Annotated in this window: 28 protein-coding genes and 1 pseudogene; 15 read left to right on the top strand and 14 right to left on the bottom strand. The window is 69.8% G+C overall.

From position 1 onward, the window contains the following. Window positions 1-26 precede the first annotated feature (26 nt). The 3 genes from BM310_RS04435 to BM310_RS04425 all read right to left on the bottom strand — a co-directional run bounded on the left by BM310_RS04435 (window position 27) and on the right by BM310_RS04425 (window position 2,657). The gene (locus BM310_RS04435) at window positions 27-290 is read right to left on the bottom strand and encodes a hypothetical protein (protein WP_089807010.1); all 264 of its coding nucleotides are present in this window, start codon (window positions 288-290) and stop codon (window positions 27-29) included. A gap of 60 nt (window positions 291-350) precedes the next feature. Next, complete coding sequence (locus BM310_RS04430; protein WP_089804984.1) at window positions 351-1,484, bottom strand: molybdopterin-dependent oxidoreductase; 1,134 nt, start codon at window positions 1,482-1,484, stop codon at window positions 351-353. Between the two features lie 171 nt (window positions 1,485-1,655). Further along, window positions 1,656-2,657 (bottom strand): glutathione S-transferase family protein, encoded by a 1,002-nt coding sequence (locus tag BM310_RS04425; RefSeq protein WP_089804981.1) that lies wholly within the window; start codon window positions 2,655-2,657, stop codon window positions 1,656-1,658. A gap of 153 nt (window positions 2,658-2,810) precedes the next feature. On the opposite strand from BM310_RS04425, the gene BM310_RS04420 reads away from it, so the two are divergent. Beyond that, entirely contained in the window at window positions 2,811-3,737 is a 927-nt protein-coding gene (locus tag BM310_RS04420; protein WP_089804979.1) for a sulfide-dependent adenosine diphosphate thiazole synthase, read from the top strand. 81 nt (window positions 3,738-3,818) lie between these two features. On the opposite strand, the gene BM310_RS04415 is transcribed toward BM310_RS04420, so the two are convergent. The 4 genes from BM310_RS04415 to dcd form a co-directional block, all read right to left on the bottom strand. Then, on the bottom strand, window positions 3,819-4,322 hold the full coding sequence (locus BM310_RS04415; protein WP_089804977.1) for a halocyanin domain-containing protein: 504 nt from the start codon (window positions 4,320-4,322) through the stop codon (window positions 3,819-3,821). A gap of 96 nt (window positions 4,323-4,418) precedes the next feature. Next, window positions 4,419-5,090 (bottom strand): class I SAM-dependent methyltransferase, encoded by a 672-nt coding sequence (locus BM310_RS04410; protein ID WP_089804976.1) that lies wholly within the window; start codon window positions 5,088-5,090, stop codon window positions 4,419-4,421. A 2-nt stretch (window positions 5,091-5,092) separates the two neighbouring features. Continuing rightward, window positions 5,093-6,001 carry a thiamine-phosphate synthase family protein gene (locus BM310_RS04405; RefSeq protein ID WP_089804974.1) on the bottom strand — a complete coding sequence of 303 codons (909 nt, stop codon included), beginning with the start codon at window positions 5,999-6,001 and terminating at the stop codon, window positions 5,093-5,095. After that, window positions 6,001-6,639: a dCTP deaminase gene (gene dcd / locus BM310_RS04400; RefSeq protein ID WP_089804972.1), complete on the bottom strand. Its 639-nt coding sequence runs from the start codon at window positions 6,637-6,639 to the stop codon at window positions 6,001-6,003. The genes BM310_RS04405 and dcd overlap by 1 nt, the downstream gene beginning before the upstream one ends. 128 nt (window positions 6,640-6,767) lie before the next feature. Between dcd and BM310_RS04395 the strand changes: the two genes are divergently transcribed. The 4 genes from BM310_RS04395 (at window position 6,768) to truD (ending at window position 11,369) form a co-directional block, all read left to right on the top strand. Then, complete coding sequence (locus BM310_RS04395; RefSeq protein ID WP_089804970.1) at window positions 6,768-7,988, top strand: AI-2E family transporter; 1,221 nt, start codon at window positions 6,768-6,770, stop codon at window positions 7,986-7,988. Window positions 7,989-8,027: 39 nt separating this feature from the next. Then, complete coding sequence (pth2, locus tag BM310_RS04390; protein ID WP_089804968.1) at window positions 8,028-8,366, top strand: peptidyl-tRNA hydrolase Pth2; 339 nt, start codon at window positions 8,028-8,030, stop codon at window positions 8,364-8,366. An 89-nt stretch (window positions 8,367-8,455) separates the two neighbouring features. Further along, on the top strand, window positions 8,456-9,850 hold the full coding sequence (locus BM310_RS04385) for a PAS domain-containing sensor histidine kinase (RefSeq protein ID WP_089804966.1): 1,395 nt from the start codon (window positions 8,456-8,458) through the stop codon (window positions 9,848-9,850). Window positions 9,851-9,962: 112 nt separating this feature from the next. Beyond that, on the top strand, window positions 9,963-11,369 hold the full coding sequence (truD, locus tag BM310_RS04380) for a tRNA pseudouridine(13) synthase TruD (protein WP_089807008.1): 1,407 nt from the start codon (window positions 9,963-9,965) through the stop codon (window positions 11,367-11,369). Window positions 11,370-11,439: 70 nt separating this feature from the next. On the opposite strand, the gene BM310_RS21225 is transcribed toward truD, so the two are convergent. Continuing rightward, the gene (locus BM310_RS21225; protein WP_089804964.1) at window positions 11,440-12,756 is read right to left on the bottom strand and encodes a hypothetical protein; all 1,317 of its coding nucleotides are present in this window, start codon (window positions 12,754-12,756) and stop codon (window positions 11,440-11,442) included. A gap of 102 nt (window positions 12,757-12,858) precedes the next feature. Between BM310_RS21225 and BM310_RS04370 the strand changes: the two genes are divergently transcribed. From BM310_RS04370 to BM310_RS04340, 7 genes and pseudogenes are all read left to right on the top strand, one after another. Continuing rightward, window positions 12,859-13,581, top strand: coding sequence for a DUF2103 domain-containing protein (locus tag BM310_RS04370; RefSeq protein WP_089804963.1), 723 nt, complete (start codon window positions 12,859-12,861; stop codon window positions 13,579-13,581). Between the two features lie 121 nt (window positions 13,582-13,702). Continuing rightward, on the top strand, window positions 13,703-13,984 hold the full coding sequence (locus BM310_RS04365) for an eL43 family ribosomal protein (RefSeq protein WP_089804962.1): 282 nt from the start codon (window positions 13,703-13,705) through the stop codon (window positions 13,982-13,984). A gap of 32 nt (window positions 13,985-14,016) precedes the next feature. Then, on the top strand, window positions 14,017-14,151 hold the full coding sequence (locus BM310_RS04360) for a DNA-directed RNA polymerase subunit P (protein WP_006056430.1): 135 nt from the start codon (window positions 14,017-14,019) through the stop codon (window positions 14,149-14,151). Between the two features lie 20 nt (window positions 14,152-14,171). Then, on the top strand, window positions 14,172-14,423 hold the full coding sequence (locus tag BM310_RS04355; RefSeq protein ID WP_089804960.1) for a KEOPS complex subunit Pcc1: 252 nt from the start codon (window positions 14,172-14,174) through the stop codon (window positions 14,421-14,423). A gap of 67 nt (window positions 14,424-14,490) precedes the next feature. After that, on the top strand, window positions 14,491-14,880 hold the full coding sequence (locus tag BM310_RS04350; RefSeq protein ID WP_089804958.1) for a prefoldin subunit beta: 390 nt from the start codon (window positions 14,491-14,493) through the stop codon (window positions 14,878-14,880). Window positions 14,881-14,884: 4 nt separating this feature from the next. Next, a pseudogene (locus tag BM310_RS04345) lies at window positions 14,885-15,118 on the top strand (DUF3194 domain-containing protein); the annotation flags it as partial. Window positions 15,119-15,283: 165 nt separating this feature from the next. After that, a complete protein-coding gene (locus BM310_RS04340; protein ID WP_089804954.1) occupies window positions 15,284-15,484 on the top strand; it encodes an HVO_0649 family zinc finger protein in 201 nt (66 codons plus the stop codon). Between the two features lie 82 nt (window positions 15,485-15,566). Here the strand turns inward: BM310_RS04340 and BM310_RS04335 are convergent, their stop codons facing one another. The 4 genes from BM310_RS04335 to BM310_RS04320 all read right to left on the bottom strand — a co-directional run bounded on the left by BM310_RS04335 (window position 15,567) and on the right by BM310_RS04320 (window position 19,501). After that, complete coding sequence (locus tag BM310_RS04335) at window positions 15,567-15,989, bottom strand: universal stress protein (protein ID WP_089804951.1); 423 nt, start codon at window positions 15,987-15,989, stop codon at window positions 15,567-15,569. 60 nt (window positions 15,990-16,049) lie between these two features. Further along, the gene (locus BM310_RS04330) at window positions 16,050-16,877 is read right to left on the bottom strand and encodes a ZIP family metal transporter (protein WP_089804949.1); all 828 of its coding nucleotides are present in this window, start codon (window positions 16,875-16,877) and stop codon (window positions 16,050-16,052) included. A gap of 120 nt (window positions 16,878-16,997) precedes the next feature. Continuing rightward, entirely contained in the window at window positions 16,998-18,908 is a 1,911-nt protein-coding gene (locus BM310_RS04325; RefSeq protein ID WP_089804948.1) for a DUF2070 family protein, read from the bottom strand. A 41-nt stretch (window positions 18,909-18,949) separates the two neighbouring features. Beyond that, window positions 18,950-19,501 carry a GMP synthase subunit A gene (locus tag BM310_RS04320; RefSeq protein ID WP_089807007.1) on the bottom strand — a complete coding sequence of 184 codons (552 nt, stop codon included), beginning with the start codon at window positions 19,499-19,501 and terminating at the stop codon, window positions 18,950-18,952. Window positions 19,502-19,741: 240 nt separating this feature from the next. Here BM310_RS04320 and BM310_RS04315 point away from each other — a divergent pair, with 240 nt between their 5' ends. Further along, window positions 19,742-20,782, top strand: coding sequence for a flippase-like domain-containing protein (locus tag BM310_RS04315; RefSeq protein ID WP_245778428.1), 1,041 nt, complete (start codon window positions 19,742-19,744; stop codon window positions 20,780-20,782). A gap of 18 nt (window positions 20,783-20,800) precedes the next feature. Here BM310_RS04315 and BM310_RS04310 read toward each other — a convergent pair whose 3' ends face one another. Next, on the bottom strand, window positions 20,801-21,358 hold the full coding sequence (locus BM310_RS04310) for a DUF7097 family protein (protein WP_089804946.1): 558 nt from the start codon (window positions 21,356-21,358) through the stop codon (window positions 20,801-20,803). Between the two features lie 96 nt (window positions 21,359-21,454). Between BM310_RS04310 and BM310_RS04305 the strand changes: the two genes are divergently transcribed. Continuing rightward, window positions 21,455-21,802: a DUF192 domain-containing protein gene (locus BM310_RS04305; protein ID WP_089804945.1), complete on the top strand. Its 348-nt coding sequence runs from the start codon at window positions 21,455-21,457 to the stop codon at window positions 21,800-21,802. A gap of 88 nt (window positions 21,803-21,890) precedes the next feature. Beyond that, window positions 21,891-23,462, top strand: a complete 1,572-nt coding sequence (locus BM310_RS04300; protein ID WP_089804944.1) for a (R)-citramalate synthase — start codon at window positions 21,891-21,893, stop codon at window positions 23,460-23,462. Between the two features lie 76 nt (window positions 23,463-23,538). Here the strand turns inward: BM310_RS04300 and BM310_RS04295 are convergent, their stop codons facing one another. Next, window positions 23,539-23,721, bottom strand: a complete 183-nt coding sequence (locus BM310_RS04295) for a hypothetical protein (RefSeq protein ID WP_089804942.1) — start codon at window positions 23,719-23,721, stop codon at window positions 23,539-23,541. Window positions 23,722-23,778: the final 57 nt, after the last annotated feature.

The following is a 23,778-nucleotide window of genomic DNA, read 5'->3' as shown; positions in this document are numbered from 1 at the left end:
TCGGTGGTCGGTTCGGACGGGAACGGTCAGATTCGGCCGCCTCCTCGGATTCGGCCCGCATCCGAGACGACGCGGTGGAGGACGCCGACTAATCCGCCGAAGAACAGCGCCAACCCGCAGAGCAGGAACGGGAGTTCGACGAGACTCTGCAACGGTTCGCGACCGACGATGTCGAACCAACGCTGTGAGTGTACGGCGACGAGATAGCCGAGAACGGTGATTCCGTACAGTTTGGCCAATTCGGGGTTCAGTGCGTATCGAAAGGAGTCTCCGGCGGGACCGTCGAGCATGGTCATCTGTCTGAAACGTAGTGGAAATGCCTTGTGATTAGTGAAGACGGTGGCTCCCGTTCACTCGAAACCGCTGACCAGCACGGCCAGCCACTGCGCCGGGTCGCGCCGGCGCCTGACCTCGACGCCGTCGACCCACTTTATCCACTGGAAGCCGCGCCTGTCGGGCGCGACGAGGCGGAGGGGGGAGCCGTGGCCGTGCGTGAGTCGTTCGCCGCCGACGTGCGTGGCGAGGAGCATCTCGCGGGCCTCGTCGAGGGGGAACGACCAGCGGTAGCCCGTCACCGAGTGGACCGTCACCCACGCGGCGTCGGCGTGCGGGCCCGCGGCGTCGAGGACGTCCCCGAGTCGGACGCCGCGCCAGTCGCGTTCGGCGTACCACCCGCTGGTGCAGTCGAGGAGGACGCGCCGTTCCGTGTCGGCGGTCAGGTCCGCCGCGGAGAGCGAATGCGGGGACTCGACCAGGCCGCCGACGCGGAGTCGCCACGCCGCGGCGTCCACCGGGTCGGGGTCGTCGGCGACCCAACTCGTCACCGGGAAGGAGGCGTTGCCGTCGCCCACGTCTCCCTCGGGCGCGAGTCCGTCGTCCTCGACCGGTTTCGACCCCGTGAACCGTCGCACTCGGCCGCCGGTGTCGAAAGCGGCGACGACGAGTTCCTGCGCGCGCAGGAGGAGTGCGCCGCCGACGAGGAGCGTCCCGTACTGCAGGGCGGTCCGTCGGCCCTCGAAGTCCGCGCGCGCGGGCGTCCGAAATCGAGTGTAGAGGTGGCCGAGGACGAGGGGGACGAGGAGGAGTCCGAGGCCGACGTGGAGGTTCAGGAGGTTCCAGTAGGTGAGGACGCGGGCGTTGCCGCCGAGCGCCCACCACACCCCCGTGAGGAGGGCGGAGACGGCGACGACGGCGGTGAGGACGGAGAGGCCCGTCGCGCGGTCCCACAGGCGCGCGTCGGTGACGCGCCGGCGGACGCGACGGAACTTGTAGACGAGGAGGGCAGAGAGCGTGAGACCGACGACGGCGTGGAGTTCGAAGAGGGGCCAGTTCGCGGGCGCGCCCGCGCCGAAACTGAGGACGCCGCTCCCCACCTCGAACAGGACGCACGCGAGGATGGACCAGTCGACGAGTCGCGGCGACGGTTCGACCCTCGCGAGGAGTCGACGGAGGCGAGCGAACGGACCCGTGCGCCGGTCTGCCATGGCGTCGCTAGGGAGTCGGAGAGAAAGAAGGCGTCGCCAGTGCGGGGCGGCGTCCCGCTATCGGTCGTACCGCGAGCGAGGCCGTCAGGCCGAGTCTCGCGGAACCTTTTTGGTCCAGCTTTTTGCAACGAGCGGTCGCGCGAAGTGCGACCCGAGTCTGCAGAATGGTGGCTAGTCGTCGGCCGGCGCCGCGTCGCCGCGAAGCGCGTCCGGCAGGTCCGCGGGGAGTCGGTCCCTGTCGTGCGACTCGAAGAAGTCGATGTCGGGGCCGGTGGGGACGAGACGCGAGGGGTTCACGTCGCCGTGACTCTCGTAGTAGTGGCGCGTGATGTGGTCGAGGTTGATGGTCTCGGCGACGCCGGGCAGTTGCGCCAGTTCCTTCGTGTAGTTCCAGAGGTTCGGGTACTCGTGTATCGCCCGCCGGTTACACTTGAAGTGCGTGTGGTAGACGTGGTCGAATCGAATCAGCGTGGCGAACATCGCCACGTCCGCCTCCGTCGGGGCGTCGCCCGCGAGGAACCGCCGGTCGTCGAGGACCGACTCCCAGCGGTCGAGGGCGTCGAACAGTTCGTCCACCGCCTCGTCGTAGGCGGCCTGAGACCCGGCGAATCCGGCGCGGTAGACGCCGTTGTTTATCGGCTCGTAGATGTCGTCGAGAATCTCTTCGACCGCCTCGCGAGAGCCCTCGGGCCAGAGGTCCACGTCGTGCTTCGCGTGTGCCTCGAACTCGGTGTTCAACATCCGCATTATCTCGCGGGACTCGTTGTTGACGATGGTCTCCGTCTCCGTGTCCCAGAGGACGGGCACCGTGACTCGCCCCGTGAAGTCGTCGTCCGCGCGTGTGTAGACGTCGCGCAGGTAGTCCTCGCCGTAGAGAGGGTCGGGGTACTCCGCGGAGAACTCCCAGCCGTCGTCGATGCGGACCGGTTCGACGACGGACAGCGAGATTGCGTCCTCCAGTCCCTTCAGGCGGCGCGTCATCGCCGCGCGGTGCGCCCACGGACACGCCCGCGAGATGTAGAGGTGGTAGCGACCCGCCTCGGCCGGGAACTCGGCGTCTTCGTCGTCCTGTATCCAGTCGCGGAACGACGTCTCCTGCCGGTCGAACTCCCCCTCCTCGTTCGTCGATTCGTATGCGTCCGTCCGCCACTCGCCGTCGACGAGCATGTTCATCGGCCGATTCCCCCACTGGTGAGTCGTCGCGTCATCGTCTCCCGTTAGCGACGTGAACCAGTAAGTCGTTCGGCGCGCGGACGCGGCGGACACACGACCCCGCCACCCTCGCGCGCCGAAACTGTTTAGTAGCCAGTAATAACACTAGGTGGTATGTCCGAATTCGGCGGATTCGCGGACGTCAGCGAAGCACAGGTGACGCGCGCCATCGCCTCCGACTGGTCCGAGGAGTTCCTGGACCGCGTCGACACGGAGGTCATCGTCGTCGGCGGCGGCCCGTCGGGGCTGATGGCGGCGAAGGAACTGGCCGAACGCGACGTGGACGTGACCATCGTGGAGAAGAACAACTACCTCGGCGGCGGGTTCTGGCTGGGCGGGTTCCTGATGAACAAGGTGACGGTGCGCGACCCGGCACAGCAGGTACTGGACGAACTGGGCGTTCCCCACGAGGAGTCCGACGAGGCACCAGGGCTGTACGTCGCGGACGGCCCGCACGCCTGTTCGGCGCTGATTCAGGCCGCCTGTGACGCGGGTGCGACGGTCCAGAACATGACCGAGTTCACGGACGTGGTGGTCCGCGAGGACCACCGCGTCGGCGGCGTCGTCCTCAACTGGACGCCGGTTCACGCGCTCCCGCGCGAACTCACCTGCGTGGACCCCGTCGCCGTCGAGTCCGAGATGGTGCTGGACGCGACGGGCCACGACGCCGTCGTCGTCTCGAAACTGTCCGAACGGGGCGTCCTCGACGCGCCGGGCATCGAACACGCCGCCGAACACAACACCGGGATGGACGAGACGGGCGACGACGAGTACGGCGCACCCGGCCACGACTCGCCCGGCCACGACTCGATGTGGGTCGGTGAGTCCGAGGACGCGGTGGTCGAACACACGGGCGTCGTCCACCCCGGCGTCGCCGCCTCGGGGATGGCCGTCGCCACCGTCCACGGCCTGCCGCGCATGGGACCGACGTTCGGCGCGATGCTCGTCTCCGGCAAGCGCGCCGCGCAGTCGATTCTGGACGAACTCGGCCGCGACGCGCCGGCGGTGGAGTTCTCGACGCCCGCGCCCGCGGACGACTGACGCTCGACGGTCGCCGCGCCGCCGGCAAACGTCGCGGACGGCCGTCGCGGACGACCGTCCCCGCGTCCGCCGGCCCGTCGGTCACTCCACGGCGATACCGCCCTTCATCCCGAGCGAGAGGTGCGGTTCGCAGTGGTACAGCGCGACACCCGCACGGTCCAGCGTCTGCGTGAACTTCACGCCCTCGCCGCCCTCCGCCTCGCCCGAACTGAACTCGTAATCCGACTCGCCGATCTGTTCGGCCGGTTCAGCCTCGACGTTGTGCGGGTTCCCCCGACCGGTCCACGAGAACTCGACCGTCGTCCCCGTCGAGACGAGGAGCGCCGGCGGGTCGAAGACGAAGTAGCCGCCGTTGCCCTCGGCACCGACCGCCACGGTGACCGTGTCGCTCCCCGTCCGGTCCGCCACCCGACCGTCGTAGCCGTCGGTCGCGGCACCCACCTCCGTCTCGGTCAGCCACTCGTCCATCGCCGGGTAGTCGCTCCCCGACACGCCGCCGTCGCCCCCGCCGGCACAGCCGGCGACCCCGACGGCCGTCGCGACGCCGACCCCTCTGAGCACCGCCCGCCGCGTGCTTGTTAACATGCATCTAGTGATAGGCCGCTGTCGAGTATAGTGGTGCTGGTTCGCACGGTCGCAGAGTGCGCGCCCGGGGAGGCCCGCAGTCGGGGCCGGGCGGACCTACTCGCGAACCCGTCCGCCGGACACCCGAGCGAACCCGAGCGCACGCGTCTCGTGGCGGACGTCCTCGCAGACCGCGTCGAGTTCGCGGTGGGCGGCGACCAGCCTGGCGTCGAGCGTCGCCGTCGGCGACTGCGCCAACTGGCTTCGCGTCCCCGGCGGTGACGACGCGCGGACGATACCCCTGAACAGACCGTTGAGCGGTCTGAACGGCGTCCGCGTCGTCCGGCCGAGGTCCGCGAGGGCGAGGCGGCCGCCCGGCCCGGCGAGTTCACCCCACGTCCGCACCGCGGCGGCGGGGTCCGCCAGCATCCCCGAGACGAACGTCGCGAGGACGGCGTCGGCGTCCGCGACGGGCGGGCGGGTGGCGTCGCCGCGGACGACGTGGACGTTCTCCCACGCGTGCGCCCTGTCGCGGGCGACTTCGAGGACGCCGGGCGTGAAGTCCACGCCGACGACGGTCCCCGCGGGGCCGACTCGCTCTCGGAGGTACGGGAAGTTCGCGCCCGTCCCGCACCCCATCTCGACGACGGTGTCGCCGGGTGCGGGGTCGAGTGCGTCGGCGACGGACTCGCGGAGGCCCCCCACGCCCGGCGTCCGTCTGGCTATCCGGTCGTACAGGGCCGCGTATCGGGTGTAGAACTCCTGCGTGGCGGTGACGCCGTCCGCCATCGTCAGTCGGTGAGGAGGGTCCGGACGGCGCGGGCCACCGTCGGCGCGTCCGGGCCGAGGACGTAGGTGATGGCCTCGATGCCGTACGCGCCGGTCTGGTAGAGGACGAACGTGTCCGTCAGGTCGTCGCGGCCCTCGAGGGCGGCGACGATGGGGTCCTCGGGCGCGTCGGGGTCGAACTCCAGCGTGTCGTACCCGGCGGCTTCGAGGGCATCGACGAGGTCCGGGTCGTAGCGGACGTTGACGGCGCCGTGGACGTCTCGGCCCGCCGCACGCGCGGAGAGGAGGACGGAGGCGACGTGCTCGCTCACCCCGAACTCGGGGTCGGAGGGGACCGTCGCCTTCCCCTTCACGTCGAAGATGCGGCCGGGGATGGCCGCGACGTCCTCGATGTCGTCGGCCTCCGGGAGGCACTCCGCGAGGTTCGAGCCCACGTTCGGGATGAGGCCGGCGAACCCGCTGGCGTTCGTCAGCGTCCGGAGGCCGCGCCGGACCGACGACCGGACGCGTTCGGCCGTCCGGAGGGTGCTGTCGGGGTCGTGGACGCTCAGCGCGCCGTCGTACTCGGCGAGTGCGGGCATCTGTTCCTCGTGCAGGGTCGCGAGCAGGTCGCCCTCCTCCAGACGGCGGACGAGCACTTCCGCCTCGACGAGTGCCTGCACGGGCGTCATGTCGCCAGTCGAGAGTCCCTCCGCGACGCGTTCGACGAGTTCCCGCACGCGGTCGTCTTCGAGGAACAGGTCGTTGCGGCTCACCTCGCCGTGAGCGTACTTCGAGACGGCCGACTGGCTGATGCCGAGGGCGTCGGCGACTTCGCGCTGGGTGAACCCGCGTTCGCGCAACTCCTCGGCGAGCATCGAGCGAAACGTCGGGAGGAACTCCTCGACGACGATCTCCTCGATGAAGCGCATCAGTCGGTTCCCCCGTCGGGTCCGGACTCACGTTCGGCGTCCGCCGCGTCGGCGCGGGCCGCGGCGAACTCGGGGTCGTGGCCGATACGCGAGGCCTGCGGACCCTCCTGGTCCTGGTACTTCGAGCCGCGTTCGACGCCGTACGGTCGGTCGGCGGGCTGTTTCAGTTCGGTGAAGACGAGTTGCGAGACGCGCATCCCCGGCGAGAGAGCGACGGGCGCGGTGCCGAGGTTCGACAGTTCGAGCGTTATCTGCCCGTGGTACCCCGGATCGACGATGCCCGCCGTGGCGTGGATGACGATGGCGAGACGGCCGAGCGACGACCGGCCCTCGACGGTGGCCAGGAGGTCCGGCGGAATCTCCACCCGCTCTTTGGTCGTCCCGAGGACGAAGTCGCCGGGGTGGAGGATGAACTCGTCGCCCTCCTCAACGTGCGTCTCGCGGACGTACTTCGACACCTCCTCCTCGCGGTTGGGGTGGATGCACGAGATGTTCGTCCGCTGGAACTCCAGAAACTCCTCGCCGAGTCGGAGGTCGATGCTCGCCGGTTGGACCTGCATGTCGAGGTCGTCCAGCGGTTCGACCACGAGGTCACCCTCGCCCAGTCGTTCGAGGATGTCCGCGTCGGACAGTATCATGTTCGGGGAGGCGCGTTCGGACGACGTAAAGCCACTCCTCTCGGCCGGACGCCGGTGTGACCGATTCGGCTTAATTTCCGGTACGACGGGCATAAGAACTTCCCCCGCCCCGGGCGAACCGAGCAGTGATGTGGTCGCTCTCGTCCTCGTCGTCGGTGGAGCGCTCTCGCCTCGGGTGGTGGGCGTACGTCCTCGGACTCGGCCTCGTCCTCGCGTTCGTCGTCTACTCGTTCGTCGGCACGTTCGTGCTGGGCGTCTTCGCCTACTACGCGGCGCGACCGCTGTACGACCGAATCAGCCGCGTGACCGACTCGGACGGCATCACCGCGGCCGCGACGATGCTCGGGTTCGTCCTCCCCGTCCTCGCGTTGCTCGTGTACGCCGGCGTCCACACGGCGACGAGTCTGCAGGCGACGCTCGGGAGCGTTCCGCCGCCGGTCCAGTCGCTCGTCACCCGGTTCACCGGCGTCCAGTCGATGCCGCAGGCCCAGTGGGAGACGCTCTCGACGCTCGTCACGAACCCGCCGCAGTCGCTCAGTCTGAACCAGCAGTCGATCACGTCGCTCGTCGGGCGGGCGGCGAGCGTCCTCGGGACCGTCCTGAACGGCCTGCTGCACCTGACGCTCGCGCTGGCGATGGGGTTCTACCTCCTGCGCGACGACGACAGCATCGCCGCGTGGTTCCACTCGAACGTCGCCGAACGGGACTCGCCGACCGGCCAGTACGCCGCGGCGGTGGACGACGACCTGGAGTCGCTCTACTTCGGAAACGTGCTGTTCGTCGCCACGATGGCCGTCATCGCCGCCGCCGTCTACCTCGGGACGAACGCCGTCGCTCCGTCGGGGCTGTCGGTCCCCATGCCGCTGGTACTCGCGGTGCTCTCGGGGGTGTCGAGCCTCATCCCCCTCGTCGTGAGCAAACTCGTCTACGTCCCCATCACGGCGTACCTCGCCGTCAGCGCCGTGGGAACGTCGCCGAACCACTACCTGTTCGTCGGCGGGTTCTTCGTCGTCTGTCTCGTCGTCCTGGACCTCCTCCCGCAGGGCGTCATCCAACCGTACGTCACGGGGCGGCAGTTGCATCCGGGGCTCCTGCTGTTCGCCTACATCCTCGGCCCCGTCGTCTGGGGCTGGTACGGGTTCTTCCTGCTCCCCCTCGTCGTCGTCCTCGTCATCGAGGTGGTGCGCGTCACGTTCACCGACCTCGTCCACGGCGACTCGCTGACGCCGAAGGTGGAGTCGGCGGCGTCGCTCGGGTCGAGCGAACCGGAAGTGGCCGGCGACGGCGGGAGCGACGGTGGCGACGACGCGGACGCCGCCTCCGACGTTGCGGGCGGAGAGGGACAGTGACTCGGCAGTGATTTATCCGTGGACGGGGGATGCGGCCGTATGAAGCAGGCCATCGTCGCGCGGGCCGACCTCGGGATGAGTCGCGGGAAACTCGCCGCACAGGTCGCCCACGCGAGTCTCTCGGCGTTCGAGGACGCCGACCGCACGGCGCGGACGGAGTGGAAGGGGTCCGGTCAGAAGAAGGTCGTCCTGAAGGCGAACGGCGAGGAGGCGCTGTTCCGCCTGGCGGACGAGGCCGAACGCCGGGGCCTCCCGCACGCCGTCGTCCGCGACGCCGGACACACGCAACTGGACCCAGGGACCGTTACCTGCCTCGCCGTCGGCCCGGGGCGCGACGACCTCGTGGACGAGGTGACCGGGGACCTCTCTCTCTACTGACCGCGGAAGCGCCGCAGGGCCCGAACGGTCGCACTCGCGGGCGTCGTCGGCCGAACGACTTACATCGGGTGACTGCCGATGTGCCGACGATGGACGACTTCGCCGCCTCCGAGACGGGCCAGACGCTTCTCCAGGTGCTGGAGAACGTCAACGACGTCATCACGGTCCGAGACGCGGAGACCGGCGAAACGCTCGCAGTCAGCGGTGCCGTCGAGGAGATGTACGGCTACACGCCCGCGGAGTTCCGCGAACTCTCCATCGCCGACTACAGCGCGGGTCCGCCGAAGTACACCGAAGGGCGGGCGAAGGAACTGATTTCGGAGGCGCGCGAGACGGGAGAGACGAGTTTCGAGTGGAAGGCCGAACGCGCCGACGGCAGCGAATTCTGGACCGAGATAAACATCTCGCGGACCGAACTCGACGGGCGGCCCGTCCTCGTGAACGTCGTCCGCGACATCACCGAGCGAAAGGTGCGCGAACTCGAACTCGAACGGCGCGACCGCCTCATCTCGCTCATCTCCGACCCGGTGTTCACGTTCGACGAGAACGACGAGATAGACTACGTGAACGACGCGACGCTTCGACTCACGGGACACTCGCGCGAGGAGTTGCTCGGGTCGCATCCGCGGGAGGTGGCCGCTTCCGGGGACCAGTCGATGGAGCACCTCGAGGCGATTCACGACCTCGTCGACTCCGAGGAGGAGTCGATTCGACTCGAAGGCACCATCACCCGCGAGGACGGCAGCGAACGGACCATCGAGTCGCACATGGCGCTGTTGCCGCCGAACGAGGACGGGTCGTTCGGCGGCGCGGTGGGCGTCGCCCGCGACATCACGCGCCGGAAGCGCCGCGAGGAGAAACTCGAACGGTTCGCGAGCGTCCTCAGCCACGACCTGAAGAACCCGCTGAACGCCGCGATGGCGCAGTTGACGCTCCTCCGCGAGGTCGAGGGCTGTGACAACGAGTACGTCGATACGGTCGAAGACCTCACCGACCGGATGGCCGAGATAATCGACGACGTCCTGACGCTCACGCGGGAGGGCAAGTACGTCACCGACCCCGAGCGGTTCCCTCTCGGCGACGTCGTCGCGGAGGCGTGGAACACGGTGACCGCCGAGGCGGCGACGCTCGCCGCGGACGGGGAGTTGGGGACCGTCGAGGGCGACAGACAGCGCGTCCGCCGCCTGCTGGAGAACCTGTTCAGCAACGCCACCCGTCACGGGGGCGACGACGTGACCGTCACCGTCGACCCCCTGCCGGACGGGTTCGCCGTCGCCGACGACGGACCGGGCATCCCCGCCGAAGAACGCGACGACGTGTTCGAGTACGGCTACTCCACGGCCGACGACGGGACGGGGTTCGGACTCAACATCGTCGCCGAGATAGCGGACGCCCACGACTGGAACGTCGTCGCCGCCGAGAGCGAGTCCGGCGGTGCGCGCTTCGAGATTACCGGCGTGAACGGCGGAACACCGCCGGAGTGACGGGCGACGGCGGCGGCGAATCCGCGTCCGCGTGACAATCCGCGTCCGCGTGACGGCCGAACCGGAGAGGGCTTACCCGCGCGGCGAGAACGCCGGACAGACCACGACCGACATGCGCGACGCACACTCACTCGAACGGCGCGTCGGTATCGACCACTACGTCAGCGACGCGGAGGGGACGGGCGGCCGCCTCCGGGTCGCCCCGGAGGACTTCCGGGTGCGCGAGGTGGAGGCGATGGACTCCGTCGACGTGGACGAAGACCCCGGCGACTACCCGAACCTGCTCCTCCGCGTGACGCTCCGCGGGTGGGACACGAACGACTTCGCGCGCCGCCTCTCGGACGCCCTCGGCGTCAGCAGAGAGCGCGTCGCGTGGGCCGGCACGAAGGACAAGTACGCCGTCACGACGCAGTTGTTCTCGGTGCGCGACGTCTCGCCCGAGGCCGTCCCCGACATCTCGGACGCCGACGTCGAAGTCGTCGGCCGCATCGGCCGCGACCTGGGCTTCGGTGACCTCGCGGGCAACGACTTCGACGTGCGCGTCCGCGACGCCGACGCCCCGGAGAACGCCGCGGCCGTCACCGCCGAGTTGGGGGCGTTCCTGACGGGCGAGGAACCGGTGGGCGGCGAGGGCGACGCCGACGGCGACACAGCGACCGACGGCCCCGTCCCGGTGGCCGTCCCGAACTACTTCGGCCACCAGCGGTTCGGCAGTCGCCGCCCGGTCACGCACGAGGTGGGCCTGCACGTCGTCCGCGGCGAATGGCGCGAGGCGGTGCTCTCGTACGTCGGCAACCCCGCCGACGCCGAACCCGAGGGGACGCAGGCGGCCCGCCGGTTCGTCGACGAACAGGCCGACTCGCCGGACCCCGACTGGCACGCCGCCCTCGACGAGATGCCGCACCGCCTGCGCTACGAACGGTCGATGCTGCACCGACTCGCCGACGAGGGCGACGAGACGGACGACGACTGGCGGCACGCCCTCGAAGCCGTCCCCCGGAACCTCCAGCGACTGTTCGTCAACGCCGCGCAGTCGTACGCGTTCAACCGCATCCTCTCGGAACGCCTCGAACGCGGCCTGCCGCTCACCCGCCCCGTCGAGGGCGACGTCGTCTGCTTCGCCGACCGGGACGCACCCGAGAGACTGTCCCGCGCCGACCCCGACCGGACGCAGGTGGCGACGGGCCGCCGCGTCGAGGTGATGGCCCGCCACTGCGAACGCGGCCGCGCGTTCGTCACCGCGCCCCTCGTCGGCACCGACACCGAGTTGGCCGAGGGGGAGGCGGGCGAGGTCGAACGCGCCGTGCTGGACGAGTTGGACCTCGCCCCGTCGGACTTCGACCTGCCGGGCGAGTTCGACTCCTCGGGGACGCGCCGGGCGGTCCTCCTCCGGACGGACGTGGAGACGGCGGTGGACGCCGACGACGACGCCTACGAACTCTCCTTCTCGCTCCCGTCGGGGTCGTACGCGACGGTGCTCCTGCGGGAGTACCTGAAGACGACGCCGCAGGACCTCTGAGCGGGCCGCCGCGTCCGCAACCGGCGGCCTGCTCCGACCGCCGACCCATCCTCGGCCCCCGACCGCCGCCCTATCGCCCGACGCTCCCGACACCGACGAGGGCGAACGGGACGGCGGCGACGGCGAGGCCGAACGCGACGAGGGCGACGAAGACGACGGCGACGGCGTACAGCGACCCGCCCGCGACGGTGAGCGGGAGGTACGTGGCGGCCGCGAGGCCGAAGGCGAGTGCGGCGAGGGCGGTCGGACGCCGCGCGGGGCGGCCCGACGACGCCGCGACGCCGAGCGGATACCCCGCGAAGACGGCCGCGAGGGCGAGCGTCGTCGCCACCCCGGTCCGGAGGGCGAGCAGTCCGAGGAGGGTGCCGACGCCGGCGGCGACACCGGCCGCGGCGACGCCGGCGACGACGGGGACGAGCGACGCCCGCGAGGAGTGCGTCCACGGGCCGACGACGACGGCCGCCCCCGCGACGGCGAGTCCGGGGACGGCGACGAGGAGCGCCGACTGGTCGAAGAACAGGAGTAGCGCCGTCGGTACGACGCCGACGACGACGAGGCCGAGGACGGTCAGCCCGAGTTCGCGGGCGCGGGCGCGGAGGCCCGAACGGGGGAGCGACCCGAACAGGCGGTGGACCGAGACGAACCCGGCCGCGAGGACGGCCGTCGGGACGCAGACCACGAACGCGAGGTTCCCCGCGACGGTGCCGGAGACGGCGAGGGCGAGTGCGGCGGCGGTGAGTCCGTCGCGCAGGAGGGGCGGCGTCCCGTCGGGCGCGAACACGAAGAACGACGCCGGGCGGTAGTCGGCGGTGTCGGTGACGACGACGCGGTTCCCCGTCGACCGGACCGTCGTCCGAGTCTCCGTCGGCCGGTTCGACAGCGTCGTCTCGGGCGGGCCGACGAGCGTCAGTCGGTCGCAGGAGAGGGTTCGGAACTCGCTGCCGCGAACGTGGAAGTAGTCGACTCGAAGCAGGCCACCGGGCGTCCGGGCGGCGAAGTCGTCGGTTCGGAACCGGAACGCCAGCGTCCGGGGTCCGGCGGCGGCGACGGTCACGTTCGCCGGCGAGACGGTGCCGGAGGCGTCCGCGACGACCCGGCGTCGGAGCGACTCGTCGCCGCGGAGTCGGGTCACCGTCGAGCGGTTCCGGAACGTCGCGTTCACGCGCCAGTCCGCGGCCGTGCCGTTCACCACCGTCGCGTGCGCGGTGGTCGATTCGACCGTCGCGTTCGGCAGCGAGTACGTGAGCGACCGAGTCAGCGACCGCTCGCAGAACGGTGTCGCCTCCGGCGGACTCGACGCCGCGGCGGGGGCGGGGCCGACGCCGAGGAGGAGGGGCGCGACGAGGAGGGCGAGGAGGGCGAACGTGACGGGGCGGCGACCGGTCATCGTTCGAGACTCCCCGTCGACCCTGAAAGCGTTTCTCCCTCGGTCGGCGCGGGTGCCGAGTCGAACAGTCGGCTTTTATGCGGCCGTCGCCTGCTCTCGCACATGGACTGCGGGCGGTGCGGCACGCCGTTGGAGAAGCCGGGAGACTACTGTCTGACGTGCAACACCGCCAACTGCGACACCGTCGTCGCCGCCTTCGAACGCGACAGAGCGGAACTGACGATGCTGGACGGCGAGGAGGTGGTGGGGACGACGACGGTGACGACCATCCCCGAAGAGGACGACGAGGCGATGGTGGTCGAACTCCGGAACTTCGCCGGCCTCGTCGCCGACGAGATTCGACGGAAGCGACCCGAGGAGGTGTACGCCGCGGGCGACAGAGACGTGCTCAGGGAGACGCGCGCGCAGTTGCACCACGAGTTCTACCGCGTCGCCGGCGAGGAGCCCGTCAGACGCGTCCTCGAACGGCGCGGCGAACGCTCGCTGGAAGTCGTGGAGACGCCGCCGAGAGAGAAGATGGGCGGGACGCACTCGACGCTCATCGGCGACCGAGAGGGCAGGCGCGCCATCGGCGTCGTCGCCGACCACCCGCACGTGAAGAAGATAATCCCGGGCCCCATCGACGCCGGCGGGATGGGGTCGCAGAAGAGCCTCCGCGCGAAGGTGACGCGCGCGGACCGCAACGGCAACGTCCGCCTCCTCCTGCGCGACGGGTCGAGCGTCCAGGAGAACCGCATCGTCACCACCGCGATGGACACCGAGACGGGCGAGTTCGTCCGCGACGACCTGAACGAGGCGTTGCGCGAGGCGGAGTTGCAGGAGTGACCGACGGGGCGGCGGTGCGACGAGAGGCCGACGAGGGCCGTCTCGACCCGTGCCACACCGACGCACGCTCCGAGTCCGACTCGCAGGCTTTATCCCGGTACCGGGGCTACGACGCGATACTATGGCCGAACAGAAGGCACGGAAGACTGGGAGTGCCGGGCGCTTCGGTGCGCGCTACGGACGCGTCGCCCGACGACGTGTGAAAGAGATAGAGGCCGACATGCGCGACGCGAAGGTGGACGGCGACTCCGTCACCCGCGTCGGCACCGGCATCTGGATGAACGAGGAGACGGGCGAGAAGTTCACGGGCGGGACGTACCGCCCCGAGACGCCCGGTGGCAAGCAGGTCCGCCGCTCCATCCGCGCCGCTCTCTCGAGCGACGACGGCGAGGAGAGCGCGTAAGAGACATCACGCCCGACGACAACCCCTAAACGATGAGCTACAAGTGTTCTCGGTGTAAGCGCGACGTCGAACTCGACGAGTACGGCGGCGTGCGGTGTCCCTACTGCGGCCACCGTGTGCTCCTGAAGGAGCGCGCACCGACCGTCAAGGAAGTCCCGGTCGAATAGCGACCCCCCCGTTCTCGCGGATGGACCGCCGACACGACGTCACCCTCGCGTTCACCTACCCCGACGAGCGACGCGCACGGACCGTCGCCGAGAGCGTCCGCGTCGAGGAGGGCGCGATAGCCGACGACCGGTCGGCCGTGCGCGTCGAACGCGACGGGCGAACCGTCCGCGTCACCGTGGCCGCGGCGGACCTCGTCGCCCTCCGCGCGGGCGTGAACACGTGGACCCGTCTCGTCGGCGTCGCCGAACGCGTCGCGGACTGTGCGGCCTGATTTCGGCGACTGACACGGCGCGGGGAGAATACTGGTCTTTTTCAGTCCGGGTCACATGGGTCTGGGTATGCAGGGTAATTTGCCGCCAGAAGCGCAGGAGAAGCTCGAAGAACTGCAGGACCTTCAGGAGACGGCACAGCAGGTGGCCGCGCAGAAGCAGTCCGCCGAGTCGACGCTCACCGAGTCCGAGACGGCACTCGACGCCCTCGAGGACATCGACGAGGACACCGTCATGTACCGCGAAGTCGGCGAACTCCTCGTCGAGACGGACTACGAGACGGCCCACGACGACCTCAGCGAGAAGGTCGAGAGCCTCGAAGTGCGCGTCGAACAGCTCCAGAAACAGGAAGAGCGCGTGCAGGAGCAGTTCGAGAGTCTCCAGAGCGAACTCCAGCAGATGCTGCAGGGCGGCGCGGGCGGCGGTCCGATGGGCCCCGGCGGCGCAGGCGGCGCGTAAGCGAATGCCGACGGACGAGACGGTCGTCGAGACGGCCGCAGAAGCGGCCGAAGGCGTCATCTTCGCCCGCTACAAGCAGTCCGAGGTCACGGACTTCGACGTGACGGTCACGTTCGAGGAGGGAATCCTCGAAGTGGACGTCTACGTCAACGCGCCCGACGACGCGGACGCCGACGCCGAGGACGTGGCCGACGAGGCGGCGCGGACCGCACGGGACGCCGTCGACGAACTGTTCGCCGACGACGCGGACGCCGACGCAGACGCCGATGCCGATACCGCAGAGAGCGACTCTGCGGGCCACCAGACCGAGTCTGGTGACACCGACGCGGCGTAACCCGCGTCTTCTCTTTCGTTCACGCTTCCGTGAGGAATCGTTATCAATTTGGTTGCCATATGATACCGTATGGCAATCAGGAGTGGCATCGGAGACACGCCGCTGGACCGACTTCGCGGGCACTACGAGCGGACGCGAATGCGCTGTTCGGCCTGTGGACACGTCGACACCGAGGGCCGGTGGACGGCGGCGACGACGGGCAGCGAGATAACGTACGAGCACGTCTGTCCGAGCTGTCGCTACACCGACCGCGTGGTCATCGAGACCTGAGCGTCCCGTCTGCGGGCGGTACCGGAAGAGCGGGCGTCGTCAGCGTCGGCGAAACGAGCGCCAAGGACCACAGAGCGGTCGTTCAGTCCTCGAAGGTGGCGACCAGCACCGGCACGTCGCCCGTCCTGACGACTTTGTCGGTCACGCTCCCGAGGACCGCCTTCGTCAGTTCGCGGCGGCCGTGCGTCGGCATGACGACGACGTCGACGCCCTCCGACGACGCGTAGTCGACGATGGTGGCCGCCGGGTCGCCCTCGCGGACCGCCGTCTCGACGGTGACGCCGCGCTCTCGCCCCTCCGCCGCGAGCGTCTCGACGAGGCTCCCCCCTCGCTCGACCATGCGCTCGCGTATCGTCTCGTGGAGGGACGCCCCGGGCGAGAGCACGTCCACGACGTGGAGGACGTGGAGCGTCGCCTCCTGGTCTTCGGCCAGTTCCAGGGCGTGGTCGAACGCCCGAGTCGCCCCCGCAGACCCGTCGGTCGGAAAGAGGATGGCGTCGTACATAACGGATAGACGCGCCACAGCCAGTAATAGATTCACCGTGAGCGCGGCCGACGGCGGCGGTCAGCCGAGCGAGATGTCGAGGTAGAGCATCACGATGGCGCCGAAGATGGTGCCGAGCGTCGCGACGCGTTCGTGGCCCTTCGTGTGCGTCTCCGGGACGATTTCGTCGCTGATGACGAACAGCATGGCGCCGGCGGCGAAGCCCATCGCGTACGGGAGCAGCGTCGACACCGTCTGCACCGCGTACGCGCCGAGGACGGCGAGCGGAATCTCGACCACGCCCGAGCGAACGCCGGCGAAGACGGCGTAGAACCGCTTGTCCAGCCCGGCGTTGATGGCCGCAACCGATACGGCCAGCCCCTCGGGGATGTTCTGGATGCCGATGGCGAGCATCAGCGGAATCGCCGTCGAGAGGTCCCCGCTGCCGAAGCCGACGCCGACGGCCAGCCCCTCGGGCATGTTGTGGAGCGTGATGGCGAGGATAAACAGGACGACGCCGGCGAGTCGTTCGTCGTCCACCGGGAGGTCATCGCCGGGGTTCGCCGCGTCCGCGCGCCGGCGCCCCGAGAGCAGGAAGTGCGCGTGCGGGACGAGCACGTCCGACCGGTCCAAGAACAGAGCGCCGAGCGCCACGCCGAACAGCACCGGGAGCGGGTTGCCGTTCGAGTACGTCTCGATGCCCGGGATGATGAGGCTCGTGAAACTCGCGGCGAGCATCACGCCGGCGGCGAAGCCGAGGGCACCGTCCATCGCCCGGTCGGAGGGGTTCCGCCAGACGAACACGAGCGACGCCCCGAGCAGGTTGAGTCCGGCGATGACCAGTCCGCCGACGAGTCCGTGGACCACCGGGTTCGTCCCGAACAGGGCCGAGAACTGGTCGGCTATCACGGTCCACCTCTCTCGTCGCGTGAGCGCATCGGAAAGAAGTCTCTCCGTATCGGTATTGGGTCTGTTGGTGCCGCGGCGCGCGGACGGACGCGGCGGGCGCGGACCGGCGGCGGCCCTCGGTCAGGCGAACAGGAAGATGAGGACGCTCACCGCCATCGCCGCGAGGATGATGGAGACGGCGAACGCGCCGCCCATGGCGACGACGGCGTTGGCGTGACTGGCGAGCGTCTCGGTCCGGTCGTTGCCGAACACGGTCACCTCGGTTCGCTCGACGGCCATCCCCGCCTCGACGGGTTCGACGTCGCGTACCGCCTCCCGGGTGAGGTCCGCGACGAGGCGGCGGAGTTCCCCCTGGTCGATGGCCGCGCCGACCTGGTTGTCCGCCTCGACGGTGTTGACGATGTGGGTGTCCGTCGTCATCGCCTCGGCCACGTCGACGAGCGACTCCTCGCCCTCGGTCAGGTCCGCGACGATGGCGTCCCGGAGGCCGGGTTCCATGTTGTTCCCGTCGACGAGGACGTACGCCGTCCGCTGGCCGGCGACTTCGGTGACGGCGACGCGGATGCCGAGGGGTCCGATGCCGTCGGTCGGTTCCCACTCCGTCCGGTCCCACGCGACGCCCATCGAGAGGTCGCCGCGGGCGGCCGCCGAGAGGTGTTCGCCCGCGAGGCCGGCGGCGGTTATCATGTCGAACGACCGCTTGGACCCCGGCGTGACGTGGCCGAGGTCCGGGCCGTCGAGTCCGTTGTTGCTGTTGTGGGCGTCGACGAGGAGGACGTCGTCGAGTCCGGCCGTCCGCGCCTCCGCCGCCGCCGAGAGGCCGACGGCGTACTCCACGTCGTCGGCGAACTCGGGCGCGTACGTCGAGACAAGGAGGGCGTCGTCGCCGAACGCCTGCCCCAGCATCTTCGCCTCGCCCGACTGCACCTGCACGCTCTGGGTCGCCTCCGACCCGTACTCGATTCTGTCGTACGCGGCGTCCGCGGCTTCGAGGATGGTGTCGACTTCGCGTTCGGTGACGAGGTTGAAGTCGTGGCCGGCGGTGGCGTGCGGGGGGAACGCCAGCCCGTCCGAGCGGGTGGCGACGCGTTCCGGGAAGTTGCCGCCGCCGATTTCGCCCATCGGCCCGGGGTGTATCATCGGGAGGATGAAGCGGGCCTTCTCGCCGACGCTGGACCGGAACGCGAGGACGGTGACGGGGACGATGGCCTTCTCGCCGAGTTGCTCGAAGAACTCCTCTAGCTCGTCGGTCCCCTCGGCGATGTGGCCGACGAACCCGCGGAGGAAGTCGAGGACCGAGACGCCGAGGCTTCTGCGCCACGGGCGGTCCACGACGACGATGAACACGTAGACGCCGAAGGCGTAGACGGCGCACGTCAGGCCGAGGAGGAGGAAGTGGTCCGGCGAGACGGTCGAGAGTTCCGACGGGGCGTGGTCCGCGCGCGCGAGGTACGGAATCAGGTAGGCGTCGAGGATGGGTCCGCCCACGGACATGAAGGTGAGCGTCCCGCTGTAGATGAACAGTAACACCGCCGCCGCGAGCGTCTGGATGCTCGCCGGTATCGCCGCGACGAGCAGCGAGGACCGCGAGACGGCCATCACGACGAGGAGTCGGAAGGCGAACACCGACGCGAGGGCGACGACGAGGGCGTCGAAGACGAACCGCTGACCGAGGCCGGTGAACACCGAGACGATGGCCGCGAGGGTGACGATGGCGACGATGAGTACCTCGCAGACGAGTGCGAGCAGCGACGACCGGTTCGGCGTGAGCGTCCCGCCGACGAAGCGGTCCACGCCGGAGGTGCCGAACGCGGCGACGACGGTCGGCACGCCGATGAAGAAGATGCCCTCCCAGGCGTCCTTTCCGAGGAAGAACAGGCCGCGCCACGTCCGCATCGACTCGCCGGAATCGAACGCGGCGACGCCGGCCATCGCCGCGATGAGGACTGCGAAGGCGAGGCTGGTGTACCAGCTCGGCGCGCGGAAGATGAACCGCGACAGCCCCGCCAAATCGCTCTGAGTGGCAGTCATAGTCGAGAGAGACAGTTGGAGATATCTAAAAACCCGTGCGTTCAGGCGGTGCAGATGTCGAGGAAGTTCTCGAACACTTCCTCGCCCTCCTCGGTGTGAGCGACTTCCGGGTGCCACTGGACGCCGTACAGGTCGCGGTCGGTGTCGCTCATCGCCTCGACGTCGCACACGTCGGAGCGAGCGGTGTGGGTGAAGCCGTCCGGAACCTCCTTCACCTCGTCCGCGTGACTCGCCCAGACGCGGGTTTCGGGGGCGAGCGACCCGACGAGCGGGTCGTCCTCGTCGAGGATGTCGACGCTCACGTCGGCGTAGCCGCCGTACTCGCCCGATCCGACGCGGCCGCCGAGTTCGGCGGCGATTATCTGCATGCCGAGGCAGATGCCGAGGACGGGCACGTCCAACTCGAGGTAGTCGGGGCAGTTGCCGATGCGGTCCATGTCGGGTCCGCCCGAGAGGACGATGCCGTCTGCGTCTATCTCCTCGGGCGGCGTGTCGTTGTCCACGAGTTCGGTCTCGATACCGAGGTCACGGAGCGCCCGGTGTTCGAGGTGCGTGAACTGACCGTGGTTGTCGATGACGACGATGCGAGTCATCAGTTACTGCGTCGTAGTCGGGAGGCGGTCAAAAAGCGTCCGGAACGCGGCGACGGAACGAACGGAGGGCGAATCGGCCGACTGACCGGCGACACGGGGGTCGCGACCGGACGGGAACGGGTTCGTCGGTGGCGGCGACGGGTCCGCGGACGGACGAGAGCGAGTGCGCGACCGAACGTCGGCGGGGGCCCCCGGCCCCGTGACATCGGACTGAAGTCCCTCGCCCCCGTTCGACCGGACGTGGAGCCCCCGCATTCTCGCACGCGTGTCAGACCCGCCGTCCGCGCCGCGGTCGGCATCGCCCTCGCAGTCGTCGTCCTCGCCGTCTTCGTCCGGTTGACCGGCGGCCGGGAGGTGGTCGTCGCCGTCGCCCGCGCCGACCTCGGACTGGTCGCCGTCGGGAGCGTCGCCGGCGTCGCCGCCATCTCCGCGTGGGGCGAGTCGCTCCGTCACGCCCTGACGACGACGAAACCGGTCGGGGGGCTCCGCTACCGACTCGCCTACCTCTCGGGGGACTTCGCGCGGCAGATTCTCCCGATGGGTCGGCTGAGCGGCTCCGCGATAATCAGCTACGCCGTCTCCCGGCCGTTCGAGTTGGAGTACGAGGAGGCGCTGGCGGCCGTCACCGTCGCGGACCTGCTGAACCTCCTCTCGGCGGTGACGGTGTCCGGAACGGGGCTGCTCCTCCTCGTCCTCGGGTCCGGGTTCGGCGACGTGCGGACGTTCGTCGCTGGCCTCACGGGCGCCGTCTTCGTCGCCGGCGGCGTCGTCGTCCTCGTGACGCGTCGGCGCGCCCTGCTCGAACGGGCGGTGGTGAGCGTCGTCGGCGTCGGCCACCGACTCGCGGCGCGACTCGGACTGTCGACCGCCGAGCGACACCTCCACCCCGACGCCGTCGGCCGGCGCATCGAGAGCTACTTCGCGACGCTGGACGCGGTGGCGGAGAACCGGCGGCGCGTCGCGTTCGCCGCCGTCTTCGCCGCCCTCGGCTGGGTGGCGTTCGGCACCTCGCTGGCCGTCGCCGCCGCCGCCCTCGACGTCGCCGTCCCCTTCGGGGCCGCGCTGTTCGTCGCGCCCGCGTCGGGACTCGTCGGCTGGTCGCCCCTGCCCGGCGGGTCGGGCGGCATCGAAGTCGCCGTCACCGCCGGACTGGCCGCCACCGCGGGCGTCCCGGTCAGCGCCGCGGCGGCCGTCGCCCTCCTCTACCGGGTGTGTAGCTACTGGGTCGTGGTCGTGGTCGACGCCGCCGCGGCCGGACTGCTGGCGACGCTCGAAACGTGAGAAACGCCGTCTCCCGCCTCAGCCGTCGTCGAATCGCTCGGCGGCCGAACTGAAGCCGAACTCCGCCTGTTCGCGGGAGCGTCGCTCCTCGCGCGCGGCGAACGCCTCGGGGTCCGGCGAGGCGTCGTCGTCGACGCGCGCGAACGACTTGTGGACCTTCGTGTGACACCACCGGCAGAGCGCGACGGTTATCTCGTGGCTCGGCTCCGACCCCTCGGTCCGGTCGCTCCCGCCCCCGTACGACAGGTGGTGTTCTTCGAGGAGGGGCCGCGCACCCCCCTCGTGGGCCATGCGGACTTCCTCCAGTCCGCACCGGACGCACTCGCGGCCGTCGGTCGTCGAACGGTAGTGCGGGCAGTCGCGGAACTCGCAGTCCTCGTCGGCGGCGACGCAGTCGTAGTCGGCGGCGACGCAGTCGTAGTCGGCGGCGCGGCGGTCGGCCGCGAACGACGGGTCGTCGCCGGCCCGGTCGAGGGCGAAGCGACACCGGCCGTCGCCCGTGAGGTGGTCGCAGACGCCAGCGTGGTCGTACGGGTCGTCCACGCCGACGGGGGTTCCCGTGGGCGTCTCCTCCATGACCCGCCTTGCGCGCCGTCGGCCTTCAATCCGCGGACCGGCAGCGACCGTCACCGGGCGCGTTGACTTTATGTGGTCACCGGGTGACGGCCCGTCGTGCACGTCGAACACCGTCGGGACGGCAAGCCCCGAACCATCGCCAGCGACGTGGAAGTCGCAGACTCGTTCCTGTCGAAGTCGCGCGGACTGATGTTCCGCCGCCGGATTCCGGACGACTACGCCCTCGTCTTCGAGTTCGACGACGTGGACAGGCGGAGCCTCCACATGCTGTTCGTCCCGTTCGACATCGACGCCCTCTGGCTGGTCGGCGAGGAAGTGACGAAGAAGAAGCGACTCTCGGGGTGGACGGGAATCGGGTTCGGGCTCGCGGACCGCATCGTCGAACTGCCCGCCGGCGCGGCCGACGGCGTCGAACGCGGCGACACCGTCCGCGTCGTCGAGTGACGGGGCGGTTCCGGTCCGACGGCGAAATCTGTCATGAAGGTCCATTTTAAGTCCGTCCGCGGTAAGGGTGCGTGTGAGCACATGACTCGTGGTCGATTTATTCGGGGGTAACCCCAACACACCCCTCGCATCCGTTCTGGATTCTGACGACACCGTACAGCTGTTAGATACGACGCTCCGCGACGGCGAGCAAGCGCCGGGTATCTCGCTCTCGCCGGAGGAGAAGGCGGACATCGCGCGCGCCCTCGACCGGGCGAACGTCCCGTACATCGAGGCCGGGAGCGCCTGCACCGGGCAGGGCGAACGCGAGACCATCCGTCGCGTCACCGACCTCGGTCTGGACGCGACGATAACCAGTTTCGCCCGCGGCGTCAAGCGCGACGTGGACCTCGCACTCGACTGCGACGTGGACGGCGTCACCATCGTCGTCCCCGCCAGCGACAAGCACGTCGAGGGCAAGGTCGGCACGACGCGCGACGAGGTGGTCGAGACGACCGGCGACCTCGTCGCCTACGCGAAGGATCACGACCTGTGGGTCGAGGTCATCGGCGAGGACGGGTCCCGCGCGGACCTCGACTTCCTCGTCGACATCGCGTCGGCCGCGCTCGACGCCGGCGCCGACCGGTCGTGTTACGCCGACACCGTCGGCCACGCGAGTCCCGAGACGACGTACGAGTACGTCTCCGCGCTGGCCGAACTCGGTCCGGTGTCGACGCACACGCACGACGACCTCGGACTGGCGATGACGAACGTCTACGCCAGTCTCGCCGCCGGGGCCGACATGGTCCACGGCACGGTCAACGGCATCGGCGAACGCGCCGGCAACGTCGCCCTCGAAGAGGTGGCGATAGCGCTCTCGCACTGCTACGGCGTCGAGACGGCGAAACTCGACGAACTCTACGCGCTGGCGCAGAAGGTGTCCCACGCGACGGGCGTCCCCCTCCCGCCGAACAAGGCGGTCGTGGGCGAGAACGCCTTCACGCACGAGAGCGGCATCCACACCGACGGGACGCTGAAGGACGACGCGATGTACGAACCCTACTCGCCGGAGACGGTGGGGCGGGAGCGTCGCCTCGTCCTCGGAAAACACGCCGGACGCGCGGGCGTCGCGGCGGCCCTCGACGAACACGACGTGGAGGTGGACGACGACGAACTCGCGGCCGTCGTCCAACGCGTGAAGAACGTCGGCGACCGGGGCAAGCGCGTCACGGACGCCGACCTCCTCGCCATCGCCGAGGACGTACAGGGGCGGGACCGCGACCGGCGGGTCGAACTCCTCGACCTCACGGCCGCGTCGGGCGGCGGAACGCCGACAGCGTCCGTTCGCCTCCGCGTGAACGACGACGAACGCGTCGCGTCGGGCACCGGGAGCGGTCCGGTGGACGCCGCCGTCGAGGCGGTGCGCTCTGCGCTCGGCCCCGACGCCGACGCGCAACTGGACTCTTACCACGTGGACGCCATCACCGGCGGCACGGACGCCGTCGTCACCGTCGAGGTGGAGATGTCCTACGGCGACCGCTCGGTCACCGTGGCGACCAGCGACTCGGACATCACTCGCTGCAGCGTCGAGGCGATGGTCGAGGCCCTCGACCGACTCCTCGTCGCCGCCGACGGCGAACCGGACGACACGGCCGAGTCGCCGCCGCACGCGGACGACTGAGGCGTCGGCCGTCGGCGCGGTGACCGTCGAAGCGGCAGCAGTCCGAGCGGTAACCGCTCCGCCCTCGGCTCCCTTCTTATCGACGTTCGTCGGCGACGAGCGTCGTCGTTCCCGCCCGCCGTTCGAAGTGGACGTCCGCGTCGCCGGCGAACCGCGTCCGGGCGTACTCGACGACGCGTGCGGTTCGGAACTCGGTGACCTCGATTCGGCGTGTCTGCCCTGTCCGTTCGTCGGTTCGCTCGACGGCGAGCGCGTTCATACCGATACATTCGCGAGAACGGATAAGTAGGCAATCCTAGTGGAGTGAAAGTGAAAC

Origin of the sequence: Halogeometricum rufum (genome assembly GCF_900112175.1) — an archaeon.
Lineage (GTDB): Archaea > Halobacteriota > Halobacteria > Halobacteriales > Haloferacaceae > Halogeometricum > Halogeometricum rufum.
The sequence above is the reverse complement of the archived record's forward strand: the minus strand, read 5'-3'. Positions and strand labels throughout refer to the sequence as shown.